We start from the raw sequence: 17,210 nt of genomic DNA, 5'->3' as shown, positions 1-17,210 counted from the left end.
CAGAGGAGAATAGAAAGGGGCACTTATAAGGCTTTTTGGACATAGATGGTCAGAGAGGAAGCTCCGTGGTCTCCTTATGAACCTTGAGGACGACCATGGTGTGGGTGGCTTCAACACCCTCTATCTCACCTATCGTGTCCAGAAACTCGTTGAGCTCTTCGCTCCCGCGGGTTCTTATTTTGATGAGCATGTCGTAGTCCCCGGTGGTCTCGTAGATCTCAACTATCTCCGGATACTTCTTAAGTTCGAGGGCAACGTTGGAGTACTTTCCGGCCTTGGCCTTTATCAGTATAAACGCCAGAATGCCGAAGCCGAGGGCGTTGGGGTCAAGTATCACGGTGAACCTCTTTATTATCCCCCTTTCCTTCAGCTTCTTTATTCTCTCGTAGACAGTAGACTCCGCCAGGTTGACTTCCCTGGAAATTTCCCTGAGGGGTGTTCTGCTGTTCTTTTGCAGGATGGCCAGAATCTTCCTGTCGGTATCGTCCAAGCCGGTTCGCATGAGCATCACCGCCAGTAAAAAATTTTCGAAAGATTTTATAAACCTGCCGATTTCGGAGAACCATACTTTTATAAAAAGGCCTCCGCTTTTTAATTCAGAACTTCTGGGAGGGTCAGCGATGCCAACGAACGTGACAGCGGAGTACCTTGCAGCCGAGGAGGAGTACAGGAACGCCAAGACTATCCCGGAGAAAATACGCGCCCTCGAAAAGATGTACGCCACGGTGCCAAAGCACAAGGGGACGGAGAAGCTTAGGCTCCAGATAAAGAGGAAGCTCGCCGAGCTGAGGAAAGAGCTTGAGAAACAGCGTCAGCTGAAGAAGGGTGGCGGCGGGCCTTCAATGGCAGTCAGGAAGGAGGGGGCGGCCCAGATAGTCCTGGCAGGCCTCCCAAACGTCGGCAAGAGCTCACTGATGAAGGCGCTGACCAACGTCGACGCCGACGTCGCCGACTACGCCTTCACGACGGTTGAGCCGATTCCCGGGATGATGCACCATAAAGACGTCCAGATACAGCTCGTCGAGGTTCCTGGCCTCGTGGAAGGTGCTGCACTTGGAAAGGGTATGGGGCCGCAGCTCCTGAGCGTTATTAGGAACGCCGATGCAATAGCCATAGTCGTAGACCTCTCCCAGGACCCGGTCAAGCAGATGGAAACCCTCCTGAGGGAGTTTGAGAGGGCCGGCATAAAGCTCAATAAGAGGCGCCCGAGGGTCGAAATCAAGAGGACAGCGAGCGGCGGAATCATCATCAACGGCCAGGAGAACATCAAGGGGGACATCCAGGAAGTCATGAAGATGCTCCGCGAGGAGAGGATCCATTCCGCGGAGATAACCGTCAAGGAACCGGTTACGCTTGAGGAGTTCGCAGACGCTTTAGATGGGAGCCTCGTCTGGAGGAGGGCGATAATCATAGCCAACAAGGGCGACGCCCCCGGTAGCAAGGAGAACTACGAGAAACTCGTTGAGGCCTACGGAGACAGGTTCAAGATAATTCCCGTCTCGGCGAAGAGAAAGATTCAGCTAGACAAGCTCAAGGACGAGCTCTACGAGCTGGCCGGAATAATCCGTGTCTTCACTAAGAGCCCCGGGGAGGAGCCAGCTTACCCGCCGGTGCCGCTGAAGAAGGGTTCAACGGTCATGGACCTGGCCGAGAGAATCCACAAGGACTTCGCCAAGAACTTCCGCTATGCTAGAGTCTGGGGCAAGAGCGTCAAGTTCCCGGGCCAGCGCGTTGGGGCTGACCACGTTCTGGAGGATGGGGACATAGTGGAGATTCATGCCCGTTAGCCGCAGAACGGCCCCTTGCACTTTCTTCCGCCCTTTCCGGCCATTGCATCAAGCGGGTACTCCTTTCCGTCGAGGCTGTCCATTATGAACTTTTCTCCCTCCCTCTCATAGAGCCAGAAGACCTTGTAGGCCCTCTCGTGCCTCACTATCTCTATCCTCGGGAGCCACCACGAAACGACGCGGGAGTTGCCCCAGGTTATCGCGCTCTCGAAGGCCTTCATCTTTGCCTCCTCGTAGTCCACGAGCGGTTCCATAACCTTCTTCTCCTCGACATCCCACTCGTAGAGATCTATGAAACCGTCCCCCCTCTCCGCCCCGAGGCGGTAGAGGTCTACGTAGGCGAAGTAGTCAAAAACTCTGTCCTTCATGCCCAAGCGCCTGTAGAACAGCCTGAGGTGGAATATGTGGTAAGGGTACAGCACGAAGTCCGGATTCGAGGTTTCTTCGGGTTTGAATATCGGCCTCATTACAAGCACCCTCATCCCTCACCCTCCCTGAATATACGTCGTGGGGCTTTATTAATCCTAGCCTTCCCTATTGTCACTTTGTCCAAACATTCCGTTCCGGCTTCGGAATAGTTAAACCAATATATTTATATTTGCAAATGTCTATAGTGTCGGTTGATGGACCTTAAGTAACATCGATGTATTGAGGTGGTGTCAAATGGGGCTTAGCGGTGCTGCCTGGGCAACGCTTCTGGTCCCCACCTTTCTGGGGATACTGACCATGGTGCTCTACGGCTACTGGGACAGGATAACCGGCAGGGAGTACTACGTTGACGAAGAGATTCTGGCCTACGACGAAGACCTTGTAAAACAGCTCAAGGAGGAGGGTAAGCTATGAACGCCGGAATACTCTTCGGTTTCCTTGTTTACCTGGCTCTGCTGGCCTACATCGGCTGGTGGGCCAACAGGTACACCAAGACCGAGGATCAGTACTTCGTCGGCGGCAGGCGGGTCCATGTCCTAGCGGCGACGCTCTCGGACAAGGCCAGCGATTTCAGTGGCTGGCTGATGCTGGGCTATCCAGGGGCGGCTTTTAAGAGCGGTCTGGGGGCCTTCTGGGCTGCCATAGGCTGTCTCTTTGGGACCCTTGCAGACTACGTTCTCATTGGCCCGAGGCTCAGAATCTACGCCGGCAAGTTCAGGGCCATAACTGTCCCTGACTACCTTGAAGCCAGGCTCAAAGATGACACCAAACTGATAAGAATCCTGAGCGCGCTGATAATCATCATCTTCATGACAGCTTATGTGGCCGCGCAGTTCACCGCCGGAGGAAAGACCTTCGCGGAAGGATTCGGAATAAGCGACAACGCGGGGATCATAATAACGGTGATAATCCTCACAGCGTACGTTATCACCGGTGGATTCTTCGCGGTTGTCTGGACCGACGTCGTTCAGGCCACGTTTATGCTGCTGACGCTGATTATAGTGCCCTTCCTTGCGCTGTCAAAGATAGGAGGCTTTGAGAGGGCCACGGAGATAATAGCTTCAGCTGACCCGACGAAGCTCCATCCCTTCGGGGGCGCCACTGGCCTGGCGGCCATAGTCTTCGCCATAGGCTATGCCTCGTGGATAGTCGGCTACCTCGGCCAGCCCCACATAGTTACGCGCTACATGAGCGTTGAAGACCCAAGGAAGCTCAGGAGGCCGGGCATATTCATCAGCGGCACATGGACGATACTCGTCCTCTGGGGAGCGTTCTTTGCAGGATTCCTTGGATTTGCCATGTACCAGGCGGGCATCCTCCAGGTCAGCGATCCGGAGAAGGTCATCCCCGCTATGGCGGTTGAGCTCATGCCGAGCTGGCTTGCGGGCTTCGTCATAGCGGGCATAATCTCGGCGGTCATGAGTACAGCAGACTCACAGCTCCTCGTCGCCTCTTCTGCAATAGCGAGGGACTTCTACCACAAGGTTCTCGGCAAGGAGCTCGGGAAGAAGCAGATGGTCAACATATCACGGCTGGTGGTTGCTGGCGTTGCCCTCGTCGGCCTCTGGTTCGCCATAAGCGGCCCGAAGGTCATCTACCAGATGGTCGCAACGGCCTGGGGAGGTTTAGCCGTCGGCTTCGGTCCGATACTTACGTTGAGCCTCTGGTGGAAGAGAACGACCAAGGAAGGTGCGATAGTCGGAATGGCCTACGGCCTCATCAGCGAGGTCATCCTTGAGGCCAAGATATACGGATGGGCGTTCACCAGCGATGCCCCTGGAATCTGGGGAACCATAGGCGGCTGGTTCCAAGACGTGCCGGTGTTCTTCGTCAACTTCTTCGTGACGCTGGTAGTCATCGTAATCATCAGTCTCCTCACCAAGCCGCCGGAGGACGTCGTGAAGCTCCACGAGGAGATATTCAGGAAGGTTCCCATTGAGACCGGCGGGAAGACCCTCACTGAGACCAGGGCCAAGAGCCAGGTTGAGAACGTCGCCGAGTTCGTTCTGACCAGGGGGATGGCCTGACCGGCCCCTCTTTTTGTTTTCTGGCTTCGTTGTCGTGTGTTTCTGGTTCCTGTATCAAACCGATGGTTTTAAACCATTTTTGGCCAACCTAACGTTTATAAGCATCGAGGCACATATTTGAACGCAGATTAAAATTTTCGGGGTGGGAGCATGAGACCGCTCGACCTGACGGAAAAGGACCCTTCTAAGCGCATCACGATCTATTTTGAGGGCCGCCCCCTTGAGGCCTACGAGGGTGAAAAACTCCCCGTTGCTATGCTCGCTAACGGCATCTACTGGCTTACCACCAGCACGGAGGGTAGGAAGAGGGGGGCGTTCACCTTCGGCCCGGTTCCGGTTGTCCTTAACGGGGTCAGGAACGTCAACGGAAGGAAGCTCAAGGTTAAGGACGGAATGAGGATAGAGCGCCAGAACTACGGCGAGTTCCAGGAGGCGGTCGAGATAGATGAGGGCAAGCCCGTTGAGAGGCTCGTCGTGGATGTCGCGATTGTGGGTGCCGGGCCCGCTGGAATAGGGGCGGCCCTTGAGGTTCAGGAACACCTCACCGTCGCGCTCATAGAGGAAAAGGGCTGGCTCGGCGGCGACCTCTGGCTGAAGGGCCTGCCACAGGAAGGTTTCGGGGATAGGCCCCCTCAGGAGGTCGTTAAGGGGCTGGTAGCCAGGTTCAACGAGAACGTGAAGGTCTTTAAGGGAACTATAGCCTTGGGCGTCTTCAACAAAGGCGAGTACTTCCTTGTCCCTGTTGTTAGAGGGGATCAGCTCGTGGAGATACTTGCCAAGCGCGTTGTCCTGGCAACTGGCGCCGTCGACAGCATAGCCCTTTTCGAAAACAACGAGTTTCCCGGGGTCTTCAGGAGGGACTTTGCCCTCGAAGTAATGAACGTATGGGGCGTGGCGCCGGGAAGGAAGGTGGCCGTCGTCGGGAGCAGGCCGGAAGAGGTCGTCCCGGAGCTGGAACGTTGGGGCATTGATTACATCGTCGTGCCCAATCCAAAGCGCGTTGGGGGAAGGGAGAAGGTTGAGAAGCTTATAGATATGAACGGCAACACCTACGAAGTTGACGCGGTGATAGTCTCGGAGGGGAGGATACCCGACATCAACCCGATCACACAGGCCGGCGGGAAGCTACGCTTTAGGAGGGGATACTACGTCCCGGTTCTCGATTCAAGGCACAGGATAAGGGACGGCATCTACGTTGCCGGGAGCGCCGTGAGCATAAAATCCCACTACGCGAACTACATCGAGGGCAGGCTGGTCGGGGCCTACATACTGGAGGAGTTCGGCTTTGAGAGCGAGCCGTGCGTTTACGAGAGGAAGCTGAAGGAGTACGAGCCCGTGCCAATACAGGTTCCCAGGATACCCTTTGAGAGCTTCAACCTTGAGGACGTCCAGATATGCGGCTGCGACGTGAACCTCAAGAAGGTAGATGACGTCGTTAAGAGCGGCATAACTGACCTGCAGATAATCAAGCGCCTCACCCACCTCGCGATGGGCTTCTGTCAGGGCAGGTTCTGTCTGTTCAACGGGGCCGTGGTTGTCTCCCAGAGGACGGGCACCCCGATGGCAAAGCTTGACATCCCCGTCGCAAGGCCGCCCCTCAAGAACGTTAGGATGAAGGTAACCGCCGGGAGGGAGTGAGATGCCGACAAGGGAGCTTCCCGAAAGGAGCGAAATCGTCGTTATTGGTGGAGGAATAGTCGGCGTGGCCATCGCCCACGAGCTGTCGAAGCGCGGGGAGGAGGTTACCGTCATCGAGAAGCGCTTCATCGGTTCCGGCTCGACCTTCCGCTGCGGAACAGGTATAAGGCAGCAGTTCAACGACGAGGCCAACGTCCGGGTGATGAAGCGCTCAGTTGAGCTGTGGGGGCACTACAGCGAGGAATACGGGTTCCCATTTGAGCAGACCGGCTACCTTTTCTTGCTCTACTATGATGACGAGGTGGAGGAGTTCAGAAGGAACATCGAGATACAGAACCGCTTTGGGGTTCCGACGAGGCTCATAACCCCTGAGGAGGCGAAGGAGATAGTCCCGCTCCTCGACATAAGCGAGGTCATAGCGGCTTCCTGGAACCCGACCGACGGAAAGGCCGACCCCTTCCACGCGACGGCGAAGTTTGCACTCAACGCCGAGAGATTTGGGGCAAGACTCGTCGAGTACACGGAGGTCAAGGGCTTCATAGTGGAGAACGGGGAGATAAAAGGCCTGAAGACCAGCAGGGGAACCATCAAGACCGGAACTGTCATCAACGCCACCAACGCCTGGGCCAAGCTCATCAACGCAATGGCCGGTATAAAAACCAAGATACCCATCGAGCCCTACAAGCACCAGGCAGTTATAACCCAGCCGGTAAGGAAGGGCGCGGTGAAGCCCATGGTGATATCCTTCAAGTACGGCCATGCATACCTGACCCAGACAAGCCACGGTGGCATCGTCGGCGGCGTCGGCTACGAGGAGGGCCCCACCTACGACCTGAACCCCAGCTACGAGTTCCTCCGGGAGGTCAGCTACTACTTCACCAAGATAATCCCGGCTTTGAGGGAGCTCCTCATACTGAGGACGTGGGCCGGCTACTACGCCAAAACGCCTGACAGCAACCCCGCCATAGGAAAGATCGAGGAGCTGAGCGACTACTACATTGCTGCCGGCTTCAGCGGCCACGGGTTCATGATGGCACCGGCAGTTGCGGAGATGGTGGCCGATTTGATAACCAAGGGCAGAACTGACCTTCCAGTCGAGTGGTACGACCCATACCGCTTTGAGCGCGGTGAGCTGCGTGGACAGGCCCTTCAAATGGGATGACGGATGCTTTTCTTTCATTTCCCTATATTGGCCCTTTTCTTTTCGTGCCGGAACACGCCCCTGGGGGCGGGAAGCTTTATAAGGGGGTTTCTTTTATCGCCCGGCGATGAAAAGGGAGCTCGTTGTGACCCAGGGACGCCGTGAAAAAGCGGGGAAAATCCGGAGGCTCAGAACAAAGCGCAGAAACGTCCTGCTGTTGGCCCTCAGCATGTTCATGGCCAACGTCTCCTTCGGCATCGCTTTCCCCTACCTGAGCGTCTATATGCGCCTCATCGGCGGAACCATGTTGATGGTCGGCCTGCTCAGCGTGGTCTTCAACCTCACCTCCACGGTCTTCCAGTATCCCTTTGGCTACCTCTCCGACCAGACGAGGAACAGGAAGTCGTTCATCTCCTTCGGCCTCTTCTCTGTGGGGGTATTTTACGTCCTCATGGCTGCCGTTTCCACTCCCCTCGCTTTGCTTGCCCTGAGAACCGCTCAAGGCGCCCTCGGCTCAGCGATGATGCCTGCAAAGTCCGCCCTGATAGCGGAGCTGTCAACAAGGGTCGGCTCTGCATACGGGTTCTTCTCCACCGTTGAGAACGCGGGCTACATGCTGGGCAACTTCATCGGAGGCTTCTTGGTCAGGAGGGTGGGGATAGGGGGTATTTTCCTGCTGGCGGGATTTCTGCTGGGAGTCTCGGCACTTGTTGTCCTCCTCCTGAGGGAAAGACCGAGGCCGAAAAGGGCGCCCCTGCTGCTCCTTATAGTCCAAGAGGGGAGGGGGAGCGAGAGGGTAACCTTCGAGGGAGGAGCGTTCAAAAGGCTCATGCGCGGCCATCTTGGCCTCTTCTACCTCAGCGTCCTTCTCGTGATGGTGGCGAGCGGGCAGGTGTATTCCGTCGTTTCAGTTTATTTCGGCGAGACCTTTGGAGATGAGTGGGTTGGCATACTCTTTGGGATAGACTCGCTCGCGGCCGCGCTCAGCGGCTACTACATAGGGCGGCTTATAGACCGCTACGGGGCAAGGCGCTTTTACCTCCTGGCCGTGGTGGGATACGGAGTAGCTTTCCTCGGCTACGCCTTTGCGAGGAGCATATACCTGATGGTGCCCGTGGCGGTGCTCTCAGGGATAAAGTGGTCAATGACCATTAACTCTGCCTCCACGTATGTTGCGGAAAGGGCCAAGGCCAGCGAGCGCGGCCAGGCGATGGGACTGCTCAACGCCATGATGAGCCTCGGCTGGGTGGTTGGCCCTCTGCTTGGCGGCTACCTCTCCGGGATAAGCTTCACACTCAACTTCGTGAGCACGCTGATACCTCTTGGGCTGGCCTTTTTCCTGGCGTTCAGACTCCCAGAGTGATGCACTCCGGCGGAACGCGCTCGACTATCCTAACGTTCCTCCCGGCCTTGTAGATTCTCAGGCCTTTTCTCCTCAGGCACTCGGCGTCAATTATCAGAAGAACGACGTCCCTTCCGTGCCTCCTGCCGGTTTCGAGGGCTTCAACCTTAGAAACGCTCAGGTGGACGAACTGCCTCTTCATAGGCTTCAGACCTTCCCGCAGGATGGACGGCAGGTTCCTCCTTGGCGTTCCGTGGTAGAGAACCCTGCTCTTCTCGTCTTCCTCGTGGTTCAAAGAGACGGGATAACTGTGGCCGTAGCGGGCGCGTATTTTGTCCCCTATAATTTCATAGCGGCCCTTTGGGTCGTTCTCGACTATCTCGCGCACGAACTCCTCGGTGACGTCGGGGTAGACTGTCGCCAGAGCCCTCACGAGACCATCGAGGGGAACGAAGCCCTCCACATCGGGTTTGAGCCCGAACTCCTCAGGAGAATGCCTCAGGATGTAGGCCATGAGCTTGCTGACCTTCACCCTCGGCGGCATGGTGAAAGTTTGGGCGGCGTGCATAAAAGCTTGTGCCCGGCGGACGCGGCTACCCCTCTACGAGGGGCTCCCCGATGGATATGTTTCCTTCCTCTATGCTGAACCTGCAGAACCCGGAGCGCCCGCCGGGGGACTTCTTCACCCTCATGACAAGGGTTACGTTGGACCCGTCCACCGTTTCGGTGATGTCAATGATGTGGGTGGCCAGGTTCTCGAATATGGCTATGTCTTTCTCCTTAAGGTTGCGCTTGTCCACAGTGACGACAAAGATGATTTTTTTCTCCTGCACAGTGCTGACAAGATCCTCCATGAACATATAAATCGCTTCCCTGGGCCTGAAGAGAAGGAGAACATCGAGCCGGATGGCCACGAGGAGCGATCCTTCCGGGAGTCCCTTTATCCGGTGGAGGATCTCGTAGAGCCTCTCCGCGTGGACGTTTTTCCCCAGGATGAGCAGATCAGTCCCGTCGATGGGGAGCAACCGCCTCTCGGAAGCACCCTTGGAGAGCAGTATCATTACGCGCCGTTCTGCATCCCTGCTGCCCCTGATGACCTTTGAAAGCAGTTCTATGCCCAGACTCCCGATGGTCTCGATTAGCAGGACGTCGCCCCCCTCGATCTCTCCGAGAACTCTGTCCAGCTTTTCAATACCTAGTCTCATGGGATCACCTGGCGTACAGACTCTCCGATGCGTAGACCTCTATTCCCTTTTCGGAGAATATGTACGGTCTTACGTCCTCATCGAAGGAACTTCCCCTCATTTTCAGTATCTGCACGCCCCTGACGGTGCGCCCCTTGACTCCGTACCTCTTCAGCTCTATCACGCCACTGGTGAGGTAGTCCTCTACCTCTGGATCCCCATGCAGGATGTTGGAGGTTATGAGAACAGTAACACCGTACCTCATGAACACCTTTAGAAACTCTATGAAAACCCTCCTGTACTCAAGCTCTTCCCTTGTCGTTAGCCTCAGCATGGTTATGGGGTCGACGGCAACGCGCTTTATGTTGCTGTCCCTTATCCTCTCCTCAACGGCCCTTGAGAACTTCTCAAAGCTTTCGGCAAACTCCTCGTAGTAGATCGCCTCAAATATATGGGTCCTCTTCCCTACAGGGGTGGCGTCGATCCCATGGAAAAGGGGGTTATCGAGGTCAAAGCCGAAAAGCCTCATGTCCTTTTTTACCATCTCCAGGGGCTCTTCAAGGGTTATGTACATAACGTTCTCTCCTCTCCGGACACCCTCCATAAGAAACTGTATCGAAAGGGTTGTCTTGCCCATCCCCGGCTCGCCCTTTATAAGGTATGCCCTTCCAGGAATCAACCCACCGTTCAACATCTTGTCAAGCCCGGGTATCCCGGTGGATACCCTCTCCATCACATACACACCCGGATAAATTTTGCCGGCATGATATATAAACATTCCCTGTGCCTCTCTTGGGCTGTTTAGGCCCGCACGGGGAGCGCGTTTTGATACGTAAGCGGACAAAAATTGACAAATAGAAAGGGATTACCTGAACCTTCTCATGGCCATCTCAGCAGCGACCGTTATCGGGTCGATGGTCGGGCTTACCGGTGGGGCATAGGCAGTCTCGAGGTATACGACGTCCTCAACGGTTGCTCCCTTCTGGGCAAGGGCGGAGAGCGTCATTATCCTGCCCCAGACGCGCTCGCCGCCGACTATCTGCGCGCCGATGAGCTTTCTATCGGATTTCCTGAAGATGACCTTCACAGTTATCGGCTTGCCGCCGGGGTAGTACTCGGGCTTTGTGCTTCCCTTGAACTTGCCGACGGCTATCGCAATGCCCTCTTTCTTCGCCCTATCCTCCGTTATGCCGAAGGTGCCGATCTCAAGGCCGAAGAGCTCTGTTATTGCCGTGTTGAAGACGGGCCTGAAGGCGACGTCCTTTCCTGCTATGTGCTCCGCCGCGACCTTGGCCATTCTAACGGCACTCGTTCCGAGCTGGCTGAGGGTTCTCTCGCCGGTTACGCCATCGACTACCTCAGCACAGTCGCCTATCGCGTAGATATCCGGGTCGCTCGTCTGGAGGTGCTCGTTAACGACTATGCCCCAGTGCACCTCAAGGCCTGCTTTCTTGGCGAGGTCAACGTTCGCTCTAACACCAGTTGCCACGAGAACGAGATCGGCTTCAACCTCCTCGTCGCCTATCCTCACAGCCTCGACGGGACTGCCGACTATCTCGCTCACTCCAACGCTAAAGCGGAAGGAAACGCCGTGCCTCTCCATCTCCGCCTGGACGAGCTTTGCCGTATCCTTGTCGAGCATGGTCGGCATGAGCCTGTCCATCAGCTCTACTACCAGAACCTCCATGCCGAGCTTTGCGAACGCCTCGGCCCCTTCGAGGCCTATCAGTCCGGCACCTATGACTACGGCCTTCTTCGGCTTTCTCTCGGCGATGTAGGCCTTGATTTTTCTCACATCGTCGAGGCTCTTGAGCGTGAAAACTCCCTCGTTCTCGGCGCCCTTAATTGGTGGAACGAAAGCCTTTGAGCCTAAGGCCAGAACGAGCTTATCGTAGGAAACTTCGCCCTTGTCTGTAATGACAACTTTCCTCTCGCGGTCTATTGCTTTAGCCTCGGTGCCGAGCATGAGCGTGATTTTCTGTTTCTCGTAGAACTCGTTAGGGAAGACGATAACGTCCTCAGGCTTCTCAATCGTGCCGCTTATTACGTGGGGCAGGGCGCAGGGTGAGTACTGCATCGTGGGTTCCTTCCCTATGACGGTTATCTCAGCCTTTCTGTCGAGCTTGCGCATGAATAAGGCGAAGTTGCTTCCAGCGGTTCCAGAACCGATGACGACGACTTTCATGTGCACCACCGGGAGAAGAAGGGCGAGGAGGTATAAAAAGTTGGTCTTAACCTTAGGTTCAGCGGTATGCCCTTTCGCGTGGTTCGACCTTCAAGATAACAATGGTATCCTCGTCCCATCGAACCGTGTAAAGAACCCGATAACTGCCGAGTCTAACGCGGTAAGCCCTCTCCGAACCGCGCATCTTCTTGACGTCAAAACTTTCAACGGGGACAGGGTTGGTTTTCAGTGTCTCAACAAGTTCGGCAAAACGCTTTAGATGGACTGGAGGAAGGTTTCGTATCCCCTTCTCGGCCTTTTTGCCGATGATAACCTTAAAGCTCATAGGCCAAGCTCCTTCTTCAGCTCTTCCCAGTCCTTTCCGTTTTCAAGCGCTTCCCTTTCGAGGGCTTCGATTTCATCAGGACTTTCACCCTCTTCCTCCTCAACGAGCCTCGCCTTGAGCATAAGGAGGGCTTTTTCCATCTCGTCGAGCCTCTTCTTCATCTCGCGGATATCGTAGAGGAGAACGTTTATCGGGTCGGCTTCCATGCTCCCACCTTTTCCAACTATGTGCCGGAAATATAAAAGGATTGAGTCAGCGCATCCACTTCCTCGCTATGACCGCAACTATCAGCGCCATGAAGACCGCCCCGGTTAATGCTTCGAGGGCGCTAAGAGCTTTTAGCCAGCCGGTCGGGTGCATGTCGCCGTAGCCGAGGGTGGTGAAGGTGACGAGGGAGTAGTAGAGAGCGTTGAGAAAACGGACGAGGTAATTTGAGGTTTGAGGAAAGCCTTCAATGTAGGCGCTCCAGAGGGCGTATGGAACCGCGTTGCCAATAATAACGAGCAGTGAAAAGAGAAAGAGCCGAACCCAGTTCGTGCCGTATTCTGAGGGCAGATCGCCCAAAAGCCATTCAATGAAGTTGTGAGTGCGAGCTTTAAGTTTCTCTACCTTACCCTGTGCGTTCCTTAGCCGTGCCCTTCTTTTGGCGCGCATTTCGAGGACAAACATTCTGTCGGCATCGTCGCGCTTGCCTTCCTTTTCATAGCTGAGGCGCTGAACGCGACGGGCTTCTATTTCCGCTTCGGGAAGTTTGAATAAACTACTGTCAAAATCAATCTCTATACCACCATGTAAAACCACATTTGAAAAGTCCAAATAGCCATGGAACATAAAACCTCCTGGAAGGGATATTAATTTCTCAAGTTCCTCTTCGAAATCAGGCCATACAAATAGTAGTTTCCCTCGAAATATTGAACCTAAAAGAGTAAGATTATGATGGAAAACTCCAGAAAGTAAGTGATACTCAGTATCATTAAATTGTGAGTTAGCGAACGACACAGATCCTTCAAAAATAACATTGCAAAAGAATGGATTAAATGGGGCATAATAGGGTTCATGACCTCTTGAGTTGAAAGATACCCTATCAAAAGACACATCACAATGAAAAGTGCTTCTGTTAAAGTAAGCTCCATCTTCGAAGATAGAATTGCGGAATGTGACCCCGGGCACTATAAGATCATCCAAGACTGAGAATTTATCTTGACGGTGCTGTTTGATGAATTTTATAAATTCATTGATCGTTGAAAACTTAGTAGAGCCGTCAAGAGTACTCTCTGGGAAGTGAGGACGGTCATAAAACTCTGCATTTTCAAAATCAACTTCCCATTTAAAAACAGAGCTTTCAAAATTGACGCCATTCCTGAAAATAGAGAATTGAAAAAACAATTTCGAGTACTCCTTTGGGGGCTTTGGAAAAACATAGCCCATACATTCGACATAATCCTCGAAAACCAACCTCTTTATCTTCCGCCCATCAACCTCAATCTCCTCAACCCTCGGCTTGAACCTCTCCAGAAACTTCCTCCAAAACTCCTTCGCTTCCTCCTCGCTCTTGTTCGGTTTATGAAAAATACAGTACTCCTGGTCGGCCGTCTCAGGGTCGCAGTTTCCGAAGTGCGCCTTCTTGCACATGGGTGCTCACTAATTTAACTACGCCTTGAAGTTTTTATCCCTTTCGACGACCTCAAGGAACTCGGCGGGGGTCAAGATTAGAAACTCATGCCCTTTAAGAGAAAATCTTCTCTCTCCATCCCTCAGCTTCAGCACGTGCTTCTTGTCTAGGCTTATCATAAAGTCAGCTTTGGCCGAATACACCACGTCAAACAACTTGTTGTCGTCTGGATCAGGCGAGACCTCAAAGCGCTCAGCCGGCTCAACAAGGATTGACAAAGCCCTAAAAATCCGGTAAATCCATAGGGCGTAAACCCGGCTCTCAAGGTATTGCAGAACTTTCTCGCTCGTCAGCTTGAAGCGAAGCTCCTCAAGTATCGCCTCCGAGGTGTAGGAAAGAACCCTCTTCCCGACGACTAAGTCCATGACCTTTCCAGAACTTCCAAGGGGGTTTATCGCGGCCGTTATGATGACGTTGGTGTCTAAGACGACCTTGAACGCTTCCATTCCTCGTCCACTTCCTCAAGGAGCTTTTCGATTTCCTTCTCGGATGGGACCCTCCTCTCCTTCGCGAGGAGCTTATATGTCTCCCAGAGATCCTCGGGGGACTCGTAGTGCATCAGGAAGAACCTCACGGCTTCCTTGATAAGCTCGCTCCGGCTTGAGAACTCGCCGCTCTCCACGAGTTCATCAATTTCCCTCATAATGCCCTGAGGAAAGCGGACTGAAACCTTCTCGGTGGCAGACATTCAATCACCGTAGGACAATAGTCGGACAGAATATATAAACGTTGCGAAGCAAAATTGAAAGGAACCTCACGGCTCCACAACCGTCCCGCTGTGCTTACCCTTTATCACTTCGAAGAGGCTGTAAGCGTCCTTCTTGCCCACGATGTACGTCCTTATCTTGCCGCGCTGGATGAACTTCGCAGCAAGGGCATCGACGACGCCGCTTCCGCCGGCCTTGCTTTCGCCCTCCATCGCTATGTCGACGAGCTGGTCGACGGTTATCCTGTCGAGCTTCTTTGCGTCAGGGTTCTTCCTCGGGTCGCTGTCGTAGACGCCATCGACGTTGGTGACCACGATCAGAAGGTCGGCCTGCAGGTACTCGGCGAGAAGGGCAGCGACCGCATCGGTCGTGTGTCCTGGGTGAGTTCCGCCCATTATGGGTATCTTCTTGAGCTGTATGACCTCCCAGGCCTTCCTGAAGTCCTGGACGACGAAGGGATAAGCTTTCTCGCCGAGCGCAGCTATCAGAAGCATCGCGTTGGCCCTGGTGATGTGAATCCCTATGTAGTCCTTGAAGGTCTCGTTGGGCGTGAAGGTCTTCGCAGCCTTGATGTACTTGCGCGCCACTTTGCCGCCGCCGACTACCACAGCCACCTCATGGTCCTCGCTTATCTTGGTGAGCTCATACGCGATGGCCTTGATAAAATCGATGTCGGGATCGTCCGGAACGAGAACTGAACCTCCTATGTCAAAGACTATCCTCATGATGACCCTCACGATGCTAACCGGGGCCCCTTTATAACCTTTTCTTGCCGAGAAGATATCAAAGAAGATAGAAAGCCCTCAGTAGTAGTACCAGATGGTCTCGTAGTCTTCCCGCTTCTCCCCGATGCTCTCCAGGTAGCGGAGGTACTCCTTTATTGGGACGTCCGTGTATGTGTAGAGTTTCGTCTCGCTGATGCCCTTCTCCCACGGGTGGAAGAGGTACACCCTGCTTCCGTCGGGCTTTATGGCTATGAGCTCCCTGTCCTGCCAGGCCCTCAGGTGGTTCTTGCCCATCCTCGGCACGTTGAATATCGGCTCGTCCGTCCTGAACTGGCCCGGTAAGAGCCTCGCCTCCTCCTTCCTCTCCTGGACGACCCTCGCTATCGGCACGAGGTAGTCCCTCTGCTCGGTCTTGCCCTTTGGATAGAAGGTGTAGTATGGATCGATGCCGATCTTCTTGAGGGCTATTCTAAGTGCAACGTTCTCGAAGCGCCTGCTGACGTTTCTCTGGTAGACCAGCTGGTTGTAGACGTATATTCCCTGCCTCCTAAGGTTGTAGACTGCCCTGGCCATCTCTGGGGTTACCTCGTAGGCCGTTTCTACATGGGTCGAGACGGCCACGTTCCTCTTGCCTGGTTCGATGTACGATCCGAGTATCTCGGCCAGCTCTTCAGTTATGCGCATTGGGACGGTCACTGGAATCCTTGTTCCCCAGCGGATGTTAATGACGTGGTCGAACTCGCTCAGACGGGACATTATCTTGTCTATAATCTTGTTGCTCAGGGCGAAGGGGTCTCCTCCGGTTATGAGCACGTCTATCATCGACTCGCGCTCGCCGAACCACTCTATAGCCTTCTCTATCTTGTCCCAGCCCGGGAAGGAGCCGGCCATGAATGGCTCAAGGACCTCCCAGTTCCTCTGGCAGTAGACGCATATCTGTGGGCAGGTGTCGAAGGCCTTGAGGATCGCTATCATCACGTACCTCCTCGTGACGAGGTCTATCGGAGAGGTGTCGTGCTCGCCCATGAAGTCGAAGGCGTACTCTCTGTCCTTGCGGTGGAGTATCATGTTGTCCATGTACCACTTGGGCGGCATCACCTGCCTTCTGACGTGCCTGTCCTCCTTGTAGGGCTCCTTAAAGTCCCAGAGGTGGAGGTAGTAAGGTGTTATTCCCCAGGGGATGCGATACTTGACCGCCCTCTCGACTTCTTCCAGATCCTCCTCTGGAACCTTGACGATACCAAGTTCGTTGAGCTCTCTGAGGGTTTCGAGGCCCTTCCTGCCCTTGAGGACATGGCTGAACTGCCACCTGTAGTCGAACCACTCCTCATCGCCTATGCCCCAGTACTCCTCGAGCTGCTTCCTCTGCTCCTCCCTCTTCTTGATTATCCTCTCGTCGAGTCCACTTGGATAGCGGTCGAGCCAGGTCTTTATGTACTCGTAGACCTTGTCTAGGTAGTCGGAGCGTAGCTTCCCTGCCTCCCTGCCGTGAACCTTACTGAAGTCGGGTGAAACTATGCCTGCTTTTTCCAGCTTCGGCCCAAGCCAGCCCTTGGAGTAGTTGGCCTTACCAGACATGGCAAGGAAGAGGTGCCTGAACTCCTCGAGGAATCCCTTGGTAAGAATGCTCAAGGCCTTTTCGTCGCCCTTGGCGGCTTTCCAGAGGTATTCCAGCGTTGAGAAACCTGCTGCCTTTTCGCTGTATGGCGAGAGAACGTTCTCAAAGACGTCGCAGGCATAGAGCGCGAGCCACCTGTCTATGGGGCTTACCTCTATCTCGCTGTTTTTGAACTTCCACCTTAGGTTTCTCGTGAATTCCAGGAGCTTCTGCCTTGCCTCCTCAAGACTCTCGCTCCTCTGGAGAATTTCGCCTATTTCTGGCAGTGGCTCGAAGATTTCCATGAATTCTCCGTGTCCCACCCCCTGCTCGAGGCCCCATGGGGACTCCTCAACTCCAAAGGCTGAAAGGGCACTCTCAACCCTAATCACGGTGACCACCTCCTGATCTTGAAGAGGACAGAAAGAGGCGTGGAAGTACGTATGCGTGC

Annotated in this window: 19 protein-coding genes; 6 read left to right on the top strand and 13 right to left on the bottom strand. The window is 54.5% G+C overall.

Annotated elements, in window-relative coordinates; genetic code table 11:
• Nucleotides 1–49: 49 nt before the first annotated feature.
• Nucleotides 50–502 (bottom strand): Lrp/AsnC family transcriptional regulator, encoded by a 453-nt coding sequence (locus tag E3E36_RS03215; RefSeq protein WP_167894734.1) that lies wholly within the window; start codon nt 500–502, stop codon nt 50–52.
• Nucleotides 503–620: 118 nt separating this feature from the next.
• On the opposite strand from E3E36_RS03215, the gene E3E36_RS03210 reads away from it, so the two are divergent.
• The gene (locus tag E3E36_RS03210; RefSeq protein ID WP_167893933.1) at nt 621–1,787 is read left to right on the top strand and encodes a GTP-binding protein; all 1,167 of its coding nucleotides are present in this window, start codon (nt 621–623) and stop codon (nt 1,785–1,787) included.
• On the opposite strand, the gene E3E36_RS03205 is transcribed toward E3E36_RS03210, so the two are convergent.
• Nucleotides 1,784–2,269 (bottom strand): hypothetical protein, encoded by a 486-nt coding sequence (locus E3E36_RS03205; protein WP_167893932.1) that lies wholly within the window; start codon nt 2,267–2,269, stop codon nt 1,784–1,786. The genes E3E36_RS03210 and E3E36_RS03205 overlap by 4 nt on opposite strands.
• A 181-nt stretch (nt 2,270–2,450) precedes the next feature.
• On the opposite strand from E3E36_RS03205, the gene E3E36_RS03200 reads away from it, so the two are divergent.
• The 5 genes from E3E36_RS03200 to E3E36_RS03180 all read left to right on the top strand — a co-directional run bounded on the left by E3E36_RS03200 (nt 2,451) and on the right by E3E36_RS03180 (nt 8,385).
• Nucleotides 2,451–2,630, top strand: a complete 180-nt coding sequence (locus E3E36_RS03200; protein WP_167893931.1) for a hypothetical protein — start codon at nt 2,451–2,453, stop codon at nt 2,628–2,630.
• Nucleotides 2,627–4,243: a sodium/proline symporter gene (locus tag E3E36_RS03195; RefSeq protein WP_167893930.1), complete on the top strand. Its 1,617-nt coding sequence runs from the start codon at nt 2,627–2,629 to the stop codon at nt 4,241–4,243. The genes E3E36_RS03200 and E3E36_RS03195 overlap by 4 nt, the downstream gene beginning before the upstream one ends.
• A gap of 150 nt (nt 4,244–4,393) precedes the next feature.
• Nucleotides 4,394–5,881, top strand: coding sequence for an FAD-dependent oxidoreductase (locus E3E36_RS03190; protein WP_167893929.1), 1,488 nt, complete (start codon nt 4,394–4,396; stop codon nt 5,879–5,881).
• Between the two features lies 1 nt (nt 5,882).
• A complete protein-coding gene (locus tag E3E36_RS03185; protein ID WP_167893928.1) occupies nt 5,883–7,043 on the top strand; it encodes an FAD-binding oxidoreductase in 1,161 nt (386 codons plus the stop codon).
• Nucleotides 7,044–7,149: 106 nt separating this feature from the next.
• Nucleotides 7,150–8,385 (top strand): MFS transporter, encoded by a 1,236-nt coding sequence (locus E3E36_RS03180; RefSeq protein ID WP_167893927.1) that lies wholly within the window; start codon nt 7,150–7,152, stop codon nt 8,383–8,385.
• Here E3E36_RS03180 and E3E36_RS03175 read toward each other — a convergent pair.
• From E3E36_RS03175 to E3E36_RS03125, 11 genes are all read right to left on the bottom strand, one after another.
• Nucleotides 8,369–8,908, bottom strand: a complete 540-nt coding sequence (locus E3E36_RS03175) for an RNA 2'-phosphotransferase (RefSeq protein WP_167893926.1) — start codon at nt 8,906–8,908, stop codon at nt 8,369–8,371. The genes E3E36_RS03180 and E3E36_RS03175 overlap by 17 nt on opposite strands.
• Nucleotides 8,909–8,957: 49 nt before the next feature.
• On the bottom strand, nt 8,958–9,569 hold the full coding sequence (locus tag E3E36_RS03170; protein ID WP_167893925.1) for a hypothetical protein: 612 nt from the start codon (nt 9,567–9,569) through the stop codon (nt 8,958–8,960).
• Between the two features lie 4 nt (nt 9,570–9,573).
• Nucleotides 9,574–10,281 (bottom strand): ATPase domain-containing protein, encoded by a 708-nt coding sequence (locus E3E36_RS03165; protein WP_167894733.1) that lies wholly within the window; start codon nt 10,279–10,281, stop codon nt 9,574–9,576.
• 132 nt (nt 10,282–10,413) lie between these two features.
• Nucleotides 10,414–11,733 (bottom strand): NAD(P)/FAD-dependent oxidoreductase, encoded by a 1,320-nt coding sequence (locus E3E36_RS03160; RefSeq protein ID WP_167894732.1) that lies wholly within the window; start codon nt 11,731–11,733, stop codon nt 10,414–10,416.
• Nucleotides 11,734–11,791: 58 nt separating this feature from the next.
• Complete coding sequence (locus tag E3E36_RS03155; RefSeq protein ID WP_167893924.1) at nt 11,792–12,058, bottom strand: type II toxin-antitoxin system RelE/ParE family toxin; 267 nt, start codon at nt 12,056–12,058, stop codon at nt 11,792–11,794.
• The gene (locus E3E36_RS03150) at nt 12,055–12,264 is read right to left on the bottom strand and encodes a hypothetical protein (RefSeq protein WP_167893923.1); all 210 of its coding nucleotides are present in this window, start codon (nt 12,262–12,264) and stop codon (nt 12,055–12,057) included. Before E3E36_RS03150 ends, E3E36_RS03155 begins: the two co-directional genes overlap by 4 nt.
• Nucleotides 12,265–12,310: 46 nt before the next feature.
• Nucleotides 12,311–13,690: a potassium channel family protein gene (locus tag E3E36_RS03145; RefSeq protein ID WP_167893922.1), complete on the bottom strand. Its 1,380-nt coding sequence runs from the start codon at nt 13,688–13,690 to the stop codon at nt 12,311–12,313.
• 18 nt (nt 13,691–13,708) lie between these two features.
• Nucleotides 13,709–14,176: a putative toxin-antitoxin system toxin component, PIN family gene (locus tag E3E36_RS03140; protein ID WP_167893921.1), complete on the bottom strand. Its 468-nt coding sequence runs from the start codon at nt 14,174–14,176 to the stop codon at nt 13,709–13,711.
• On the bottom strand, nt 14,152–14,418 hold the full coding sequence (locus tag E3E36_RS03135; RefSeq protein WP_167893920.1) for a ribbon-helix-helix domain-containing protein: 267 nt from the start codon (nt 14,416–14,418) through the stop codon (nt 14,152–14,154). Before E3E36_RS03135 ends, E3E36_RS03140 begins: the two co-directional genes overlap by 25 nt.
• A 66-nt stretch (nt 14,419–14,484) precedes the next feature.
• Nucleotides 14,485–15,162 carry a UMP kinase gene (pyrH, locus tag E3E36_RS03130; protein WP_167894731.1) on the bottom strand — a complete coding sequence of 226 codons (678 nt, stop codon included), beginning with the start codon at nt 15,160–15,162 and terminating at the stop codon, nt 14,485–14,487.
• 78 nt (nt 15,163–15,240) lie between these two features.
• On the bottom strand, nt 15,241–17,151 hold the full coding sequence (locus E3E36_RS03125) for a KamA family radical SAM protein (RefSeq protein WP_342764372.1): 1,911 nt from the start codon (nt 17,149–17,151) through the stop codon (nt 15,241–15,243).
• Between the last annotated feature and the right edge of the window lie 59 nt (nt 17,152–17,210).

Origin of the sequence: Thermococcus sp. M36 (assembly GCF_012027355.1) — an archaeon.
In the GTDB taxonomy this organism is placed as follows: Archaea; Methanobacteriota_B; Thermococci; order Thermococcales; family Thermococcaceae; genus Thermococcus.
This window is presented reverse-complemented; position numbering and strand designations above follow the sequence as displayed.